Genomic DNA, 17,712 nt, shown 5'->3' on the forward strand with positions numbered 1-17,712 from the left:
CGTGCGATCTTTCAATCCTGCAGCGCCAGCTGTTCTGTGCGCGCAACATCGGGTCTTTGGGCTTGCGCTGCCAGCAGGGCTTCACCGATTTCGCCGGTGCGCACCGAAGTGACGGACAGCAGGGTGTCGCTGAGGCCGTGGGAGCCCTCGCAGGCGCCCTGCAGGAAGATGGCGGGGCGAAAGTCCGCCGTGGTGTGCACCTGGTAGTCGCGGCTCACGGAGAAGTCGCCCAGGTAGGGGGCCAGCGGGTCCAGCAGGGTCTTGTGGTGCTCGCGCGCATAGCCGGTGGCCAGCACCACCACGTCGTAGCGCGATGCATGGTCGATGCCGTTGTTGAGATCGCGCAGCCCCAGGTGGATGCCGTCGCTGGCGGCGCGCACGTCCTGCACCTCGTGGCGGCGCAGGAAGCGGTGGCGCGTATCGCCGACGACCTTCTGTTCATAGAACACCTTGAAGATGCTCTCGATCAGCTCCAGGTCGGGACAGGCGTAGTTGGTGTGCCAGAACTCGCGCAGCAGGGCGCCGCGCTCGTCGTGCGGGCGGCTGTAGACATGGTCCACGAAGTCGGCGTTGAAGATTTCGTTGACGAAGGGGCTGTCGTCCGAGGGGCGGATGGAGCGGGCGCGCATGACCAGGTCGATCTCGGCCTTGGCGTAGCGGCCGTGCAGGTCCATGAAGATTTCGGCGGCGCTCTGGCCCGCGCCCACGACGGCGATGCGCAGCGGCCTGGCATGCTCTGCAATGCTGCGCAGGTAGGCGCTGGAGTGGAAGACGCGCGCATCGCCGCGCAGGGGCTTGAACTGTTCGGGAATGCTGGGCGTGCCGCCGATGCTCATGACCAGGTTCTGGCCCAGGCGCTCATGCACGTTGCCGGCCGCATCGCGCGAGCGCACGCGCAGCAGCTCCACCTTGCCGTCGCGTTTTTCAGGCAGCACCTCGATGACTTCCTGGCCGTAGACGCAGCGGTCCTCGAACTTGGAGGCGGCCCAGGCCAGGTAGTCGTTGAACTCGTGGCGGCTGGGAAAGAAGGTCTTGAGGTTGATGAAGTCCTGCAGCCGGCCCTTCTCGTGCAGGTAGTTGATGAAGGTGAAGCGGCTGGTGGGATTGCGCAGCGTGGCCAGGTCCTTGAGGAAGGACACCTGCATGTGGGCCTGCTCCAGCAGCATGTCCCGGTGCCAGGCGAAGCGCGGCTGCTTTTCGATGAAGACGGGGTGCATGGCCCGCGCGGTGGTTTCGCGCTCCTTGAGGGCGATGGCCAGGGCAATGTTGGAGGGGCCGAAGCCGATGCCGATCAGCGGGTGGGTTTGCATGGAAGGTCCTTTCATTGGGTCGATGCGTCCAGTGCGTCCGGCGCGGCTGCGTCGGTCTGCGGTATCCACAAGGCGTCTGCGAAAAAGCGTTCCCTGAGCAGCACTCCCAGCACGGCGCGCTTGTGCGGGAAGTCGAATTCCTTGACCAGCGCATAGCCGCAGCGCGGCAGGCTTTTGCGCATCTTGCGGTTGTCGGCGCGCGGCTCCACGACGATGCGCTGCGTGCGGCAGTCGTCCAGAAAGAGGTAGTGCGACAGCGAGGGCAGCCAGGCCGTCAGGTAGGGTCTGCCGCGAAACGGTGCCTCCCCCACCAGCGCATGCCAGCCCCGGTCATGGTCGCCCGCGTCATAGAAGGGGGCGATGCGGTCTTCCTTGGCCCAGTAGGCCTCGAAGTAGCCGAAGGGCTCGCCGTCGAAGCAGCCGATGAGGCCGAGCGCATGCGGGTCGCCGGCCATGCGCTGCAGGTAGGCGCGATGGTGGGCAAGGTCGCCGCTTTCCTCCCAGAAATGCGCGACGACCGGGTCGTTCATCCAGCGGTGGATGAGGGGCAGGTCGGCCTCGGGCTCCACGGTGCGAAAGCTCAGCGTGCGGCCCAGCCAGGGGATGAAGCGGCGGTAGACCTCGCCGCGCGGCTTGTGCAGGCGCACGGGGTGGCGCCGGCCTTCGCTGATCGTGTAGTGCAGCGCATAGGGTGGGCGCGGGCGGGGCAGCCACAGGGGCTGCTGCCAGAGCACGCTTCTTGCCACGCGCGGAGCCTGGCCTGGCTGCACTGTGGCGATGCTGTCGCGCAGGCCCGGTGGCAGGCGGGGCAGGGACAGCTCGATTTCCCGGGCATCCGGGTGCAGGCCGAAACCGGCCTGCAGCGCGGCCAGCAGTTCATCGGCTTCGGGCATGCCCGAGCAGGGGCCCAGCCATTGCAGCCGCAGCAGGCCTGGCGCGGCCGCGGGTGACAGGTTCCAGAGACTGTGCTTGCCGGGCCTGCCGGCATCCACGGACCCCGAACGCTCCAGGCGCAGCCGCTGTCCATCGCCGAAGACGCTGATCGTCTCGGCGCCTGCATGGGCGAGGTAGCTGGCGCCGGAGGCGTCCGGTGACGGTGTAGCGGTGGCTTCGGCTGGACGCACGTGGACTCTTTCAGGTGGAGTGCCCCGCGTGCGGGACACGGATGGGGGCAAGGGCACAAGGGACGCAAGGGACGCAGGGCAGCCTCATGACCGGGATGACGCGCAGGCGCGGCAAATGTTCATGCCAGGGCCCGTTCATGCCAGGGCCGGGCTGCGGGCCGCCTGGAAGGCATGGGCCAGTGCCTTGCAGATCCGGCCGCGCAGCACCTCGGTCTCTTCGGTGAGGGCGCCCAGCCGCGCAAAGTCATGGACCATGCCGGCGTAGATCTGCAGGTCCACGGCCACGCCGGCGGCCTGCAGCCGCTCGGCATAGCGCTTTCCTTCGTCGATCAGCGGGTCGTACTCGGCCAGCACCATCAGCGTGGGGGCCAGCCGGCCCAGGTCGGATGCTTGCAGCGGGGCAAAGCGCCAGTCCTGCCGGTCCGCATCGCTGCGCAGGTATTGGCCGAACATCCAGGCCAGGGTGTCACCTTCCAGCAGATGGCCGGTGGCCAGGCGCGCATGCGAGTCACTGTCCTGCTGCGCTGCCGTGCAGGGGTAGAGCAGCAACTGCAGCAAGGGCTGGGGCATGCCCGCGTCGCGCGCGGCGATGCACAGGGCCGTGGCCAGCGTGCCCCCGACGCTGTCGCCGCCAATGGCCAGGCGCCGCGCGTCCAGGCCATGGCGGCCGCCGTGCTCCAGCAGCCAGGCCAGGGCGTCCTGAGCGTCGAGGAAGGCGGTGGGAAAGCGGTGCTCTGGCGCCAGCCGGTAGTCGATGGCCAGCACATTGCAGGGCGTGCCCAGCGCCAGGCTGCAGCACAGGCTGTCATGGGATTCGAGGCCGCCCAGCACATAGCCGCCGCCGTGAAGGAACAGCAGGCAGGGCGCGGCTGTGTGTCCAGGGGCTGCGCGGTAGAGCCGGGCACGGATACGCGCGCCGTCGCGCGTGGGCAGCTCCAGGTCCTCGGTGGGCAGATCGTCGCCCGGCAGGTCCAGCGCCAGCGTGGCGTTGTCGTAGGCGGTGCGCGCCTGCGCTGCCGTCATCTGGCTCATGCGCGGGCGGCTGGATGCCTGGGCGTTGGCGAGTTCAAGAAATGCTTGCAGGTCGGGGTGGAGAGCCATGGCGTCCTTCGGGTGTGCGGCAGACAAGGCAGGGCGGGCCGGTGCAGGGCATGGCGCCCGCGCTGCCCCTTCCCCGTGATGACGCTGGGCGGCGGAATTTGTTCATCGCCGGGACGATGAACATTTCCCGCGCTCGCACGTCTTGCAGGGAGTGGGCAGCGTGCGCCGTGCGCCGCATCCCCAGGAAAACGCCGGGCCGCGCCGGTATTGCAAGGCCATGCGCCCACGGGCGCGAGAGGAATCCCTTATGGAAAACGCCAGCCGACCGCCATCCGAGGTACTGCGCCTGCTCAGGCCCTTCCTGCCGTGGATGGCCCTGTCCGTGGTCACGGGCATTTGCGCGGGTGGGGCCACGGTGGCGCTGCTGGCGACCATCAACCAGGTGCTCAATCGTCCCGGTGGGCTGGCGGGCGGGCTGCTGCTGACCTTCATCGCCCTGTGCGCCACCGTGCTGGTGTGCCGGGCCGCGTCGGACATGTCGGGCAATTTCGTGGGGCAGCGCCTGGTGGCCCGGCTGCGCAAGGAACTGGCCAGCAAGATCCTGGCCGCGCCCATCGACGCGCTGGAGCGCTACCGCACGCACCGCCTCATGCCCGTGCTCACGCAGGACGTGGACATGATCAGCGACGTGGCCTTCGTGCTGGCCTCCAACGTGATCGCCCTGGCCATTGCGCTGGGCTGCCTGGCCTATCTGGCCCTGCTGTCGCCGCCGCTGTTTGCCATGCTGGTGGTGGCGCTGGTGCTGGGCGTCAGCCTGCAGGCGCTGGCCCAGTCGCGCGGCGTGGCGGGGTTCTGGAAGGCGCGCGATCACGAGGAAGTGCTGCACAAGGCCTACCGCGCCATCAGCGAAGGCGCCAAGGAACTGCGCATGCACCGCGCGCGCCGGGGCCGCATCTTCGACGGGCAGATCGGCGGCACGGTGGATGCCATCCGCCGCATCAACAGCCGCGCCATCAACACCTATGTGCTGGCCACGGCCTTCGGTTCCGCGCTGTTCTTTCTGTTGATCGCCCTCATCCTGGGCTGGGCCGCGCTGCGCACCACCGAGCCCGTGGTGCTCAGCGGCTTCGTGCTGGTGCTGCTGTTCCTCAAGGGCCCCATGGACCAGATCGCGGGCGCGCTGCCCAACCTGGGCCGTGCCAAGGTGGCGCTGCAGCGCATTGCCGACCTGTCGGCGCGCTTTGCCAGCCCCGAGCCGCACCTGCACCTGGACAGCCTGCCCGGCGAGGTCCGCCTGGACCACGGCCTGGAGCTGCGGGGCGTGCGCTATGCCTTCGATGCGCCCGAAGGCGGCAAGGCCTTCGAGATCGGCCCCATCGACCTGAAGCTGGGCAAGGGCGAACTGGTCTTTGTGGTGGGTGACAACGGCTCGGGCAAGACCACGCTGATCAAGCTGCTGCTGGGCCTGTATGCGCCCCAGCAGGGCGAGATCCTGCATGACGGCCAGCCCGTCACGGCACAGACGCGCGATGACTACCGCCAGCTGTTCACCACGGTGTTCTCGGACTTCTACCTGTTCGAGGACCTGGTGGCCGGTGGCGAAGAGGGCCAGGCCGCCGCGCTGCCCGAGGCCGCGCTGCCCTACCTGCAGCGGCTGGAGATCGCCCACAAGGTCAGCGTGCGCAACGGCAGCTTCAGCACCATCGACCTGTCCACCGGCCAGCGCAAGCGCCTGGCCCTGGTCCACGCCTATCTGGAGGGCCGGCCCGTGCTGGTCTTCGACGAATGGGCGGCCGACCAGGACCCGAGCTTCCGCCACCTGTTCTACACCGAGCTGCTGCCCGAGCTGCGCGCCAGGGGCCACCTGCTGGTGGTCATCTCCCATGACGATCGCTACTTCCACCTGGCCGACCGCATCGTACGCATGGAGGCCGGCCGCATGGTCCTGCCGCAAGACGGGGCGCAGCCGGTGGCGGCCAGCCCGGCCGGACTGGCCAGTCAAGGCGTGCTGGCCGACATCTGAATTCCTGCTGAATCCACGAACATGGCAAAGACAAAACTCGTCTACATCTGGTCCCTGAGAAACGCCGCCGCCGACCAGGCCGGCCAGCACATCGCCTACAAGGGCGCAACGCGCTACATGAAGTCGCCGCTCGAATACCTGGGCGAGCTGCTGGACACCAGCCCGCTGGGCGATATCTACAGCCTGGAGGCCGTGATCCACGACGACGACGAGGCCTCGCCGCGCGACCGCGAAAAGATCGGCGACTACGGCTTCAGCTACCGGCCGGGCGGCCGCTGGTTCTATCCGCCGGACCTGCGCATCCAGGGGCGCAGGGTCAATGACCTGCTCATGGCCGTGCCGTCTTCCTACCGGCGCCTGCCGCTGAACGATCCGCAGCGCGCCGTGGGCAAGCAGATGTTCGAGGCGCAGTTGCAGGACAGGCTGGTACAGCTGGGTGCCGAGCGGGTGGTGCTGGATGGCCTGCTCGTCATCCTGGACCGGCTCGTGCGGCCCGGTGCCCTGTTCCACCGCAGGATCGCCAACATCCACCCCGGCATCACGCGCCTGGAGTCACCCTATGAACGCCGGGGCGCCTGCGCCACGCTGGACGCGCTGCATGGCGCACAAGGCTACAAGGTCGTGGACTGGAAGACCATGGAACAGCGCCCGGTCCCGCCCCTTTTCAAGACCGGCGCATCCTTTCACTACGTGGACAACGGCATCGACTCCGGCGAAGTCATCGCCGACGTGCTGGGCACCGACATCGATCCCCAAGACACGATTCTTGAGCTGCGCTGGAACAACTTCCAGCACAGCCTGTTCCCTGCATTGCGCAAGGGGCTGGAGATGATGGCCAGAGCGCCTGCAGACACGCCTGCAGACACCACGGTGTGACAACGTGCGTATCTCAAAAACCGGCACGGCCCAAAGCGAGGGACACCGAGCAAGGGCCTATGCCGGCCGCGCCGCCCCGCCGCGAGGGTGTCGTCCCCCTCCCTCGCGAAGCGAGAAAGAGAGGGGGAAGCGGCGCAGCCGCTCAGGGGGTGCTTACTTCGGCGCCAGACGAATGGCCCCGTCCAGCCGGATCACCTCGCCATTGAGCATGTCGTTGTCCAGGATGTGGCGCACCAGCTTGGCATAGTCCTGGGGCGTGCCCAGGCGGCTGGGGAAGGGCACGCCGGCGGCCAGCGCATCCTGCACTTCCTGCGGCATGCCGAACAGCATGGGCGTGCCGAAGATGCCGGGGGCAATCGTCATGTTGCGGATGCCGTTGCGCGCCAGGTCGCGCGCAATGGGCAGCGTCATGCCGACCACGCCGCCCTTGGACGCCGCATAGGCCGCCTGGCCGATCTGGCCGTCGTAGGCCGCCACGCTGGCCGTGGAGATCAGCACGCCGCGCTCGCCCGTGCTCTCGGGCTCGTTGGCCGACATGGCGGCGGCGGCCAGGCGGATCATGTTGAAGCTGCCGATCAGGTTGACCGTGATGGTCTTGGAAAACAGCGCCAGGTTGTGCGCGCCGTTCTTGCCCACGGTCTTCTCGGCGGGCGCAATGCCTGCGCAGTTGACCAGGCCTGCCAGCTTGCCCAGGCTCACGGCCTTGTCCACCACGGCCTGGCCATCGGCCTCCTGGCTCACATCGCATTTGACGAAGACGCCGCCGATCTCGCGCGCCACGGCCTCGCCCTTGTCCGCCTGCATATCGGCGATCACCACCTTGCCGCCCTCGGCCGCCAGCATGCGCGCCGTGCCTTCGCCCAGCCCGGAGGCGCCGCCCGTGACGATGAATACCCGGTCCTTGATCTGCATGGAATGTCTCCTTGGTTATCTGACGTTGACGTAAACGTAACTCTCAAATTATGCATGCAGCCCCGGCCGCAGCCATGTCGCGCCCAAGAAAAAGCCCGGCAGTGCCGGGCTGGTGATGGGCGCGATGGGGGTTACTGGAACCCGGCACGGTCCAGCATTTGCTGGACCTTGGTCATGTTCTTGCCCACGGCCGTGATCGGGATGGTCTCGCTCTTGAAGGGCTTGCCGCCGGTCATTTCCTTGAGTGCGGGGTTGTCCAGTTCCACGCCCTTGGCTGCTGGCCACTCGTTGTTGCCGTTGGCAAAGTAGTTCTGGGCCGCAGGGCTGGCCAGGTACTCCAGGAACTTGACGGCGTTGTCCTTGTTCTTGGCATGGCGTGCCACGGCGCCGCCCGCGATGTTCAGGTGCGTGCCCCAGCTGGACTGGTTGGGGAAGACCACGCCGATCTTGCCGACCACGGCCTGGTCCTCGGGCTTGCCCGAGCGCATCATGCGCGCCAGGTAGTAGCTGTTGGTCACGCCGATGGTGCATTCGCCCGAGGCCACGGCCTTGATCTGGTCGGTGTCGCCACCCTTGGGCGGGCGGGCCAGGTTGGCCTTCATGCCCTGGATCCAGCCCTCTGCCTTTTGCTCGCCCATGTGTTCGACCACGGTGCCGAACAGGCTCAGGTTGTAGGGATGCGAGCCCGAGCGGATGCACAGCTGGCCCTTGAACTTGGGGTCGGCCAGCGATTCGTAGTTCTGCACGTCGGCGGGCTGGACCTTGGCCTTGTTGTAGACGATGACGCGGGCGCGTGTGGACAGGCCGAACCAGCTGATGCCATCGGCCGTGGGCTGGGCGCGCAGGTTGGAGGGAATGGCGTCTTCCAGCAGCTTGGAGTGGATGGGCTGGAACAGGCCATCCACCTCGCCGCGGTACAGGCGCGCGGCATCGACCAGCAGGATCACGTCGGCCGGCGAGGCCTGGCCCTCGGCCTTCAGGCGCGCAATGATGCCGGCGTCGTCGCCGTCCACGCGGTTGATCTTGATACCGGTGGCCTTGGTGAAGCCGTTGTACAGCTCCTCGTCCGTGGAGTAGTGGCGCGCGGAGTAGAGGTTGACGACCTGGGAGTCGGCAATGGCTGTGCCGGCAGCCACCAGGGCGCAAGCGGCAAACAGGGCTTTCAGGGATTTCGACATGAAGACAGGCCTCTCTTTGTTGGCAAAGCGCGATGATAGGCCAGACGCGAATCGTTCTTAATAAAGGGGGTGGTTCTGGAGGGCTATGGCAGCCCGGGGTATCGAGGACGGGAATAAAAAAAACCCAGTCCAAGGACTGGGTTTTGAAAGGATCCAGAAACGGGGGTTTCGAGAGGATCCAAGGAGACAACTGGTCAGGTCTTGCGACCCGGGATGCATGCAATTATGAGGGTAATCACTAATTCTTGCACGCAACCCTGTTGTAAGACGGCGTGATCAACGCTTGCGGGTCTGGGCCGACTGGACGGCTTCGCTGGCGGTGTTGGTCACGGCCGTGAAGTTGGCTTCCGCCAGGTCCGAAGCCTGCTTGACGGCCTTTTGCACCGACTCGAAGGCATTGTTGGCAGCCGACACGGCGCTCTTCATCACGGCCACGGCGGTTTCGGAACCTGCGGGTGCGTTCTTGGCGGTGGTGTCCACCAGGGCGCTGAAGTTCTTCTGCAGATCGGATGCCTGGCTTTCGAAGGCCTTGGCCAGCTCGGCACCGGTGCCGCTGGCGATGTCGTACAGGTGGCGGCTGTAGGCAGCGGTCTTTTCAGCCAGGGGCTGGAACAGGTTGGCCTGCAGCGACAGCAGCTCCTGCGCATCCTTCACGCTCAGGACGGCCTGGGTGTGCTGGGCGGCTTCGTTCAGTGCGGCGCGCGAGGCGGTCACATTCAGTTCCACCAGCTTTTCAACGCCTTCGAAGGCCTTGCTCGTCAGGCCGAACAGGGTTTCCAGGTTGGCCTTTTGTGCGCTCAGGATTTGGTCAGGGGTCAAGCTCATGTCAGTCTCCAGAAAAACGGACCACAGGGGTCTCGGGTTACGGGGAATTGCCTGCGCTGACCTGACTGAGTGTCATGTTGCAGTGCAGCATGGGTCTTATTGTAGGGATTGCAAAAAAGGAATCAAGTACCTGATGCTGCGGTGCAGCAAAAAAATCGGCAAAGCTGTGGGTTTTTTGTAAGTCTTTGATTTTGAATTGGTTTTATGTCGGTTTGACGACATTTTTCGGTTTGCATGCTTACTCGCTTGGCGAGTGATTGGCAGCAGTGCGCGTCGTGATGGCGACAGTGGCTGGGGACAGGGCGCATTCGGCCGGCGGCACAATGGCCGCCATGAATGAATCGCCCCCGAGCCGCCCCGCGCCGCAGCCCCGTTCGGCCTATGCGGCATTCCGACGCATCAGCACGCGCTGGTCGGACAACGATGTCTACGGGCACGTCAACAACGTCGTCTATTACAGCTGGTTCGATACGGCGGTGAATGCCCATCTGATCGAGCAGGGCGCGCTGGATATCCACGCGGGCGAGACGATAGGCCTGGTCATAGAGACGCAATGCAATTACTTTGCGCCGCTGGCCTTCCCGCAGGAGGTGGAGGCCGGTATCCGGGTGGCCCGCATCGGTGGCTCCAGCGTGCGCTACGAGGTGGGGCTGTTCGCGCAGGGCGAGCCATTGACGGCGGCGGCCGGGCATTTCGTGCATGTCTATGTGGACCGGCATACGCGCCGGCCTGCCCAGATTCCGCAGGCGCTGCGACAGGTGCTGGAGCCGCTGCTGCGCGGTTGATGGCGTTCGGGGCGCATGCAAGGCGCCCGCTCGCAGCGCGGCAGCGTGTGTATGGCCTACACTCGAAAGCTGTCTGCCATCTGACCGCTGGGGCGCTTACCGCCCGGCTCTGTCCATGATCATCACCAGCCTGCTCGATACCGACCTGTACAAATTCACGATGATGCAGGTGGTGCTGCACCAGTTTCCCGGAGCACAGGTCGAGTACCGCTTCAAGTGCCGCAACCCCGGCGTGCAGCTCGCACCCTATGTGAACGAGATCCGCTCCGAGATCCGCTCGCTGTGCAGCCTGCGTTTCCAGGACGCGGAGCTGGCCTATCTGAGCTCGCTGCGCTTCATCAAGAGCGACTTCGTCGATTTCCTGGGCCTGTTCCACCTCAACGAGAAATGCATCACGGTGCAGGCGCTGCCCAATGGCGAGATCGACATCACCATCCGCGGGCCCTGGCTGCACACCATCCTGTTCGAGATTCCCGTGCTGGCCATCGTCAACGAGGTGTACTTCCGCAACACCCAGCCGGTGCCCGATTTTCCGGAAGGCCGGCGCCGTCTCGACGCCAAGATTGCGCTGCTGCAGCAGCCCGGCCTGGAGCAGCTCAAGATTGCCGACTACGGCACGCGCCGTCGCTTTTCGCGGGCCTGGCATGAAGAGGTGCTGCGCGTGCTGTGCGCACGCCTGGGCCGGCCCGGCGCATCCGCGGAGTCCGAAGGCCAGTTCGCCGGCACCAGCAATGTGCTGTACGCCATGAAGCTGGGCGTGCGGCCCCTGGGCACGCTGGCGCATGAATACCTGCAGGCCTGCCAGTCCCTGGGCCCGCGCCTGCGCGACAGCCAGATCTTCGGCTTCGAATCCTGGGCGCGCGAATACCGGGGCGACCTGGGCATTGCGCTGTCGGACGTCTACGGCATGTCGGCCTTCCTGCGCGATTTCGACCTGTACTTCTGCAAGCTCTTCGACGGTGCGCGCCACGACAGCGGTGACCCGTTCGAATGGGGCGAGCGGCTGCTGGCCCACTACCGTGCCAACCGCATCGATCCGCTGACCAAGACGCTGATCTTCAGCGACGGCCTGACGGTGCCGCGCACCATCGAGCTGTTCCAGCGCTTCCATGGCCGCTGCCAGCTGGCCTTCGGCATAGGCACCAACCTGACCAACGACCTGGGCGACGCGCCCGACCATGTGCCGCTGCAGATCGTCATCAAGATGACCCGCTGCAACGGCCAGCCCGTGGCCAAGCTCTCGGACACGCCGGGCAAAAGCATGTGCGATGACGAGAAGTACCTGGCCTACCTGCGTCAGGTGTTCGAGATTGCGCCGCCTGCGGCGCAGGCTTGATTGCGGCACCATCTGCCGCCAGGAGGGGACAGTGAATAGAGAACAAAGAGGAGACGGGACCATGAAGGCATTGCGCGGATTGCTGGCGCTGCTGGCCACCTGCGTGCCATCCTGGGCCCTGGCCGCCGATATCGACGGCGGCCAGCTTTCGGTACTTTGGGGCGTGCCGTTTGCGGGCATGCTGTTGTCCATCGCCCTGGTGCCGCTGGCGGCGCCCCATTTCTGGCACCGGCATTTCGGCAAGGTGACGGCCGCCTGGGCGCTGGTCTTTCTGCTGCCCTTCGCGGCGGTGTTCGGCGTGGGCGCGGCCATGGCCAACCTGGTGCATGCCCTGCTGGCTGAATACCTGCCGTTCGTGATCCTGCTGACGGCGCTGTACACGGTGTCGGGCGGCATCTATGTGCGCGGCAATCTCAAGGGATCGCCGGGGCTGAACACGGCCATTCTGGCGATCGGCGCCGTGCTGGCCAGCTTCATGGGGACCACGGGCGCCTCGATGCTGCTGATCCGGCCGCTGCTGCGCGCCAACGACAACCGCAGGCACCAAGTGCATGTGGTGGTGTTCTTCATCTTCATCGTCTCCAATGCCGGCGGCTCGCTGACGCCGCTGGGCGATCCACCGCTGTTCCTGGGCTTTCTCAAGGGGGTGGATTTCTTCTGGACGGTACGCCACATCTTCACCGAGACGCTGTTCCTGGTGGGCGCGCTGCTGGCGCTGTTCTACGCAATCGATGCCTGGCTGCTGCGCAAGGCCGGCGAAGCGGATCTGCCCGATCCCACGCCCAGCGTCGATGCCTTGGGCCGCGCCAGCCGCCTGGGCTTTGATGGCGGCGTGAACTTCGTGCTGCTGCTGGCCGTGGTGGCACTGGTGCTGATGAGCGGCCTGTGGCGTACCGATGCCGGCCTGGTGCTGGCCGGCACGCATGTGGGCCTGCCCGGTCTGGTGCGCGATGCGGGCCTCGTCGCCGTGACTGTGCTGTCCCTCAGGCTCACGCCGCGCAGCGTGCACCAGGCCAATGAATTCGGCTGGGGGCCGATGCAGGAAGTGGCCAAGCTGTTCGCGGGCATCTTCCTGACCATCATTCCCGTGATCGCCATGCTCAAGGCGGGAACGGCCGGACCCTTCGGCGCCATCGTGGGGGCCGTGACGCGTGCCGACGGCACGCCCGATCCGCTGATGTATTTCTGGGCCACGGGCCTGCTGTCCTCGTTCCTGGACAACGCGCCGACCTACCTGGTGTTCTTCAATACGGCGGGCGGAGACGCCGCTCAGATGATGACGGCCATGGCCTCGACGCTGGCCGCCATCTCGGCGGGCGCGGTGTTCATGGGCGCCAACACCTATATCGGCAATGCGCCCAACCTGATGGTCAAGGCCATTGCCGAGGAGCGCGGCGTGAAGATGCCCAGCTTCTTCGGCTACATGGCCTGGTCGCTGTGCATTCTGGTGCCGCTGTTCGTATTGATGAGCTTCATCTGGTTCCGCTGAAGAACCGCCTAACGCCAAGACAAGGAAAGAGACAGACATGGCAAGCAAACCCCGCATCCTGATCGCCCGTGCCATCCCGCCCGAAGTGGTGCGCAAGCTGGAGCAGCACTTCGAGGTCGAGTCCAACCAGGATGACGTGGTCTGGAGCCCGCAGGAACTGGCCAGGCATCTGCAGGACAAGGATGGAGTGCTGACCACGGGCTCGCAGACCATCGATGCGGCGCTGCTGGCCGCCTGCCCGCGCCTGAAGGTGGTGGCCAACATGGCCGTGGGCTACAACAACTTCGACGTGCCTGCGATGACGGCTGCAGGTGTGCAGGGCACGAATGCCCCCGACGTGCTGACCGAGACCACGGCCGATTTCGGCTTTGCCCTGCTGATGGCCACGGCCCGCCGCGTGACCGAAAGCGAGCACTACCTGCGCGCAGGAAAGTGGAACTCCTGGCGCTACGACCTGTTTGCCGGCTCGGAAGTGCACGGCAGCACGCTGGGCATCATCGGCATGGGCCGCATCGGCCAGGGCATCGCCAAACGCGGGGCGCATGGCTTCGGCATGAAGGTGGTCTATCACAACCGCTCGCGCCTGTCGCCCGAGCTGGAAGCCGAATGCAAGGCCGGCTACGTGGGCAAGGATGAACTGCTGGCCATGGCCGACCATGTGGTGCTGGTGCTGCCCTACACAAAGGAAAACCACCACACCATAGGCGCGGCCGAGATCGCCCGGATGAAGCCCACGGCCACGCTGATCAACATCGCGCGCGGCGGCATCGTCGATGACGCGGCGCTGGCCAGGGCACTGCGCGACAGGACCATTGCTGCAGCAGGCCTGGACGTGTTCGAGGGCGAGCCCTCGGTCCATCCCGACCTGCTGACCGTGCCCAACGTGGTGCTGACCCCGCACATCGCCAGCGCCACCATGGGCACGCGCAGCGCCATGGCCGAGCTGGCGGCCGACAACCTGATCGACTTCCTGTCCGGCAAGGGCCCGCGCACGCCCGTGAACCAGCCCGAAGCGGCGGCCGCCGGCGCGCGCGCCAAGGCCTGAACACGGTGTTGTGACAATCGCGGGAAGGCTGGCCGTGGCCGCTTCCCGCTGCATGGAGCGCAAGCAAAATCTTGACCCAGATATCCGGAGTGTGGTGGGCGGCCTGGGCCGTGCTGCTGTTGGGGCAGGCGGCCGTGATCTGGCTGCTGTGGAGGCGCTCGGCGCAGCGCGAGGACGGGGTGGCGCCCCAGCAGGTGCTGCAGGCGCTGCAGATGCTGGACGTGCGGCTGCAGCAGCTCGAGCGCGGTGCCCAGGCCACGCAGATGGCCGTGGCCAAGAGCGATGGCGGGCTGGACCGCGTGTCGCAGCAGCTGCAGGCCCATCTGGCCCAGGCCCAGCTCGATGCCCAGGCGGCGCGGCGCGAGCAGGGCGAGGCGCTGGCAGCCTTTCGCATGGAACTGGGCCGGCTCACCGTGCGGCTGGCCGCCGACAGCGCCCAGGCCCGCGAGGCCCAGGGCGAAAGCACGCAGCGCTTCAACGCCCATGTGCAGGAGCGCTTCGAGGCGCTGGCGCAGACCACGCGCAGCACGCTGGACTCCCTCAAGAACGACATCCAGCAGCAGCTGGGCGGACTGGCGCAATCCAGCCAGGTCCATGCCGAGCAGCTGCGCGGCACGCTCAACGAGCGCCTGGCCACCATCCAGTCGGACAATGCGGCGCGCCTGGAAGAGATGCGGCGCACGGTGGACGAGAAGCTGCATGCCACGCTGGAGCAGCGCCTGGGCGAATCGTTCAAGCTGGTCAGCGACCGGCTGGAGCAGGTGCACAAGGGCCTGGGCGAGATGCAGACGTTGGCCGGCAGCGTGGGCGATCTCAAGCGCGTGATGAGCAATGTGAAGACGCGCGGCACCTGGGGCGAACTGCAGCTGGGCGCCATCATCGAGAACGTGCTCACGCCCGAGCAGTACGCGCGCAACGTCAAGACCGTGCCCGGCAGCGACGACATGGTGGAGTTCGCCATCCGCCTGCCCGGACGCAGCGACGAGACGCCGGTCTGGCTGCCCATCGACGCCAAGTACCCGGTGGAGCAGTACCAGCGCCTGCTCGACGCCCAGGATGCGGCGGACAAGGCGGCCATTGTCTCGGCAGGCAATGCCTTCGAGGCATCGATCAAGTTCGAGGCGCGCAAGATCCACGGCAAGTACGTGAGCCCGCCGCACACCACGGACTTTGCCGTGCTCTACCTGCCTACCGAAGGCCTGTTTGCCGAGGTCATGCGCCGCCCCGGCCTGGTCGAGGCCGTGCAGAACGGCTGCCGCGTGATGGTCACCGGCCCGGCCAACCTGGCCGCCATGCTCAGCAGCCTGCAGATGGGCTTCAAGACGCTGGCCATCGAAAAGCGCTCGTCCGAGGTCTGGGCGGTGCTCGGCCAGGTCAAGACCGAGTTCGCCAAGTTCGGCGAAGTGGTGGATGCCACGCGCAAGTCCATAGACGCGGCGGCCAAGCGCTTCGAGCAGGTGGGCGTGCGCACGCGCGCCATCCAGCGCCAGCTGCGCGACGTGCAGGAGCTGCCCGCGCCGACCTCTAGTGCAGCGCGGCCCGGCCTGCCGGATGACAAGGATGCTGCGGCCGGAATGGAGCCGGGATCGGAGCAGGATTGAGATGAACCTGGCCCTGTTCAAGGTCATCATGGCGCAGGTCAGCGTGCATGCCACCATGGCCGGCATGCGGCTGGCAGCGCCCTTGCTGGCCCTGCAGCAGGGCTATAGCGCGGCGGCCGTGGGCATCTTGCTGGCGCTGTTCGCGCTGACCCAGGTGTTCCTGGCGCTGCCGGCCGGGCGCTTCGCGGACAAGCATGGTTTTCGAAAGCCGTTTTTCCTGTCCATGCTGGCGGCCAGCGGGGGCTGCGCGCTGGCGCTGGCATTGCCGCTGTATCCGGTGCTATGCCTTGCGGCGTTGTTGACGGGCGGAGCCAGCGGCGCCGTGGTGATTGCCGTGCAGCGCCATGCGGGCCGTGTCACCCACGATGCGGTGGCGCTCAAGAAGGTGTTCAGCTGGTTGGCCATAGGCCCGGCCATCTCCAACTTCATCGGGCCCTTCAGCACCGGGCTGCTGATCGATCACGCGAATTTTGGCGGCGAGGGCAGCACCATGGGCTACCGCGTCGCCTTCGGCCTGCTGGCCCTGGTGCCCGTGCTGGCCTGGAGCTGGGTGCGCCACACGCAGGAGCTGCCGCCCGTGCGCGCGCCCATCGGCGGTCCCAAGCAGCATGCCTGGGACCTGTTGCGCGACCGCAATTTCCGCAACCTGCTGCTGGTCAACTGGCTGCAGTCCGCATGCTGGGACGTGCACACCTTCGTGCTGCCGCTGCTGGGCCATGAGAAGGGCCTGAGCGCCTCGGTCATCGGCACGCTGCTGGGCATTTTTGCCGTGGCGGCCGCCGCCATCCGCCTGGCCATGCCGCTGGTGGCCGAGCGCTTGCGCGAAGGCGCCGTGATCTCCGGTGCCATGGCCATCACCGCCTTCGTCTTTGCGCTGTACCCCTTCATGGACTCGGCGCTGACCATGGGCATGTGTTCGGTGATGCTGGGTTTTTCACTGGGATCTGTGCAGCCCATGGTCATGAGCATGCTGCACCAGATCACGCCCGAGCACCGCCATGGCGAGGCACTGGGCCTGCGGCTCATGGCCATCAATGCCTCCAGCGTGGCCATGCCCGTGCTGTTCGGCTCGGCGGGGGCATTGATCGGCGTGTCTGCGCTGTTCTGGGTGGTGGGCGTGGCCGTGGCCTCGGGCATCCGCACGGCCTGGTTCATGGGGCTGACGCCGCGCAAGCCGGAATGAAAAAAAGCGACCTGCGCCTTGGTGCGCAGATCGCCTTGCGATGCGGTGGCGGCCTGCCGGCCGCTGCGGCTTACCAGCCGCCAGCGTGGAACTGCTTGATCAGCGCCCAGGCCTCGACCGGATCATCGGTATAGCGGAACAGCTGCAGGTCCTTGGGCGAGATCGTGCCTTCCTCGATCATCAGGTCGATGTTGAGCAGGCGCTTCCAGAACTCGGTGCCAAAAAGGATCACGGGCACCGAATGCGTCTTGCCGGTCTGCATCAGGGTCAGCACCTCGAACAGCTCGTCCAGCGTGCCGAAGCCGCCGGGGAAGGCCACCAGGGCCTTGGCGCGCATCATGAAATGCATCTTGCGCAGGGCGAAGTAGTGGAACTTGAAGCTCAGGTCCGGCGAGATGAAGCGGTTGCCGTTTTGCTCGTGCGGCAGCTCGATGTTCAGGCCGATGCTGGGCGCGCCCACGTCATGGGCGCCTCGGTTGGCCGCCTCCATGATGCCGGGGCCGCCGCCGGTGCAGATGTAGAGGCGCTCCTCGGGCGGCTGGTTCAGGCTGTCGGCGGCCACGATGCGCGTGAAGGCGCGGGCCTGTTCATAGCGGTGCGCATTGCGCACGGCGCGCTCGGCCAAGGCAACGCGCTGGGGATCGCCGCTGGCCTGTGCGTCGGCCAATTGCTGCTCGGCCTGCTCCAGGTCCACGAAGCGGGCGCTGCCATAGACCACGACGGTGTGCTCGATGCCGCGCTCGATCTGGGCCAGGTCCGGCTTGAGCAGCTCCAGCTGCATGCGGATGCCGCGGGTTTCGCGGCGGAACATGAATTCCGGGTCCGCGAAGGCCAGGCGATTGGAGTTCTGCTGCAATGCCATGCCGTTGTGTGCCTGGTTGTGAAGGGCCGACCAGCCGTTGGCCAGATCGGTATCGGTCAGGGGGGAAGAGATTTGCATGAACCCTCGTACACAGGAAAAACCAGGGCGGCCACGCCTGTGGC

15 protein-coding genes are annotated in these 17,712 nt (G+C 66.5%); 8 read left to right on the top strand and 7 right to left on the bottom strand.

All coding sequences use genetic code 11. The features are described from left to right. Nucleotides 1–11: 11 nt before the first annotated feature. From ACRSCF_RS09695 to ACRSCF_RS09705, 3 genes are all read right to left on the bottom strand, one after another. Nucleotides 12–1,310: a lysine N(6)-hydroxylase/L-ornithine N(5)-oxygenase family protein gene (locus tag ACRSCF_RS09695; protein WP_244387953.1), complete on the bottom strand. Its 1,299-nt coding sequence runs from the start codon at nucleotides 1,308–1,310 to the stop codon at nucleotides 12–14. A gap of 11 nt (nucleotides 1,311–1,321) precedes the next feature. Next, nucleotides 1,322–2,434 carry a GNAT family N-acetyltransferase gene (locus ACRSCF_RS09700; RefSeq protein WP_016454383.1) on the bottom strand — a complete coding sequence of 371 codons (1,113 nt, stop codon included), beginning with the start codon at nucleotides 2,432–2,434 and terminating at the stop codon, nucleotides 1,322–1,324. A 135-nt stretch (nucleotides 2,435–2,569) separates the two neighbouring features. Continuing rightward, nucleotides 2,570–3,535, bottom strand: a complete 966-nt coding sequence (locus tag ACRSCF_RS09705) for an alpha/beta hydrolase (RefSeq protein WP_016454382.1) — start codon at nucleotides 3,533–3,535, stop codon at nucleotides 2,570–2,572. 247 nt (nucleotides 3,536–3,782) lie between these two features. On the opposite strand from ACRSCF_RS09705, the gene ACRSCF_RS09710 reads away from it, so the two are divergent. Together ACRSCF_RS09710 and ACRSCF_RS09715 are read left to right on the top strand one after the other, a co-directional pair. Further along, nucleotides 3,783–5,498 carry a cyclic peptide export ABC transporter gene (locus ACRSCF_RS09710; protein WP_016454381.1) on the top strand — a complete coding sequence of 572 codons (1,716 nt, stop codon included), beginning with the start codon at nucleotides 3,783–3,785 and terminating at the stop codon, nucleotides 5,496–5,498. 21 nt (nucleotides 5,499–5,519) lie between these two features. Beyond that, on the top strand, nucleotides 5,520–6,374 hold the full coding sequence (locus ACRSCF_RS09715) for a N(5)-hydroxyornithine transformylase PvdF (protein WP_034363668.1): 855 nt from the start codon (nucleotides 5,520–5,522) through the stop codon (nucleotides 6,372–6,374). A gap of 153 nt (nucleotides 6,375–6,527) precedes the next feature. Here ACRSCF_RS09715 and ACRSCF_RS09720 read toward each other — a convergent pair whose 3' ends face one another. From ACRSCF_RS09720 to ACRSCF_RS09730, 3 genes are all read right to left on the bottom strand, one after another. Then, nucleotides 6,528–7,286, bottom strand: a complete 759-nt coding sequence (locus ACRSCF_RS09720; RefSeq protein ID WP_034363673.1) for a 3-hydroxyacyl-CoA dehydrogenase — start codon at nucleotides 7,284–7,286, stop codon at nucleotides 6,528–6,530. 131 nt (nucleotides 7,287–7,417) lie between these two features. After that, nucleotides 7,418–8,464 (bottom strand): extracellular solute-binding protein, encoded by a 1,047-nt coding sequence (locus ACRSCF_RS09725; protein ID WP_016450487.1) that lies wholly within the window; start codon nucleotides 8,462–8,464, stop codon nucleotides 7,418–7,420. Nucleotides 8,465–8,740: 276 nt separating this feature from the next. Next, the gene (locus tag ACRSCF_RS09730) at nucleotides 8,741–9,289 is read right to left on the bottom strand and encodes a phasin family protein (RefSeq protein ID WP_016450488.1); all 549 of its coding nucleotides are present in this window, start codon (nucleotides 9,287–9,289) and stop codon (nucleotides 8,741–8,743) included. A gap of 323 nt (nucleotides 9,290–9,612) precedes the next feature. Here ACRSCF_RS09730 and ACRSCF_RS09735 point away from each other — a divergent pair, with 323 nt between their 5' ends. The 6 genes from ACRSCF_RS09735 (at nucleotide 9,613) to ACRSCF_RS09760 (ending at nucleotide 16,728) form a co-directional block, all read left to right on the top strand. Further along, nucleotides 9,613–10,074 carry an acyl-CoA thioesterase gene (locus ACRSCF_RS09735; protein ID WP_017404735.1) on the top strand — a complete coding sequence of 154 codons (462 nt, stop codon included), beginning with the start codon at nucleotides 9,613–9,615 and terminating at the stop codon, nucleotides 10,072–10,074. A 115-nt stretch (nucleotides 10,075–10,189) separates the two neighbouring features. Then, nucleotides 10,190–11,410, top strand: a complete 1,221-nt coding sequence (gene pncB, locus ACRSCF_RS09740; RefSeq protein ID WP_016454370.1) for a nicotinate phosphoribosyltransferase — start codon at nucleotides 10,190–10,192, stop codon at nucleotides 11,408–11,410. Between the two features lie 61 nt (nucleotides 11,411–11,471). Further along, nucleotides 11,472–12,899 (top strand): sodium:proton antiporter, encoded by a 1,428-nt coding sequence (locus ACRSCF_RS09745; RefSeq protein ID WP_034363676.1) that lies wholly within the window; start codon nucleotides 11,472–11,474, stop codon nucleotides 12,897–12,899. A 37-nt stretch (nucleotides 12,900–12,936) separates the two neighbouring features. Continuing rightward, the gene (locus ACRSCF_RS09750) at nucleotides 12,937–13,944 is read left to right on the top strand and encodes a 2-hydroxyacid dehydrogenase (RefSeq protein ID WP_016450492.1); all 1,008 of its coding nucleotides are present in this window, start codon (nucleotides 12,937–12,939) and stop codon (nucleotides 13,942–13,944) included. A 110-nt stretch (nucleotides 13,945–14,054) separates the two neighbouring features. After that, nucleotides 14,055–15,545, top strand: a complete 1,491-nt coding sequence (gene rmuC / locus ACRSCF_RS09755; protein ID WP_026062205.1) for a DNA recombination protein RmuC — start codon at nucleotides 14,055–14,057, stop codon at nucleotides 15,543–15,545. 1 nt (nucleotide 15,546) lies between these two features. Next, a complete protein-coding gene (locus ACRSCF_RS09760) occupies nucleotides 15,547–16,728 on the top strand; it encodes an MFS transporter (RefSeq protein WP_017404731.1) in 1,182 nt (393 codons plus the stop codon). A gap of 70 nt (nucleotides 16,729–16,798) precedes the next feature. Here the strand turns inward: ACRSCF_RS09760 and ACRSCF_RS09765 are convergent, their stop codons facing one another. After that, a complete protein-coding gene (locus ACRSCF_RS09765; protein WP_016450495.1) occupies nucleotides 16,799–17,668 on the bottom strand; it encodes an LOG family protein in 870 nt (289 codons plus the stop codon). Nucleotides 17,669–17,712: the final 44 nt, after the last annotated feature.

The sequence above is a fragment of the Delftia sp. 11MD genome (genome assembly GCF_050907895.1).
Taxonomy (GTDB): domain Bacteria; phylum Pseudomonadota; class Gammaproteobacteria; order Burkholderiales; family Burkholderiaceae_C; genus Comamonas; species Comamonas tsuruhatensis.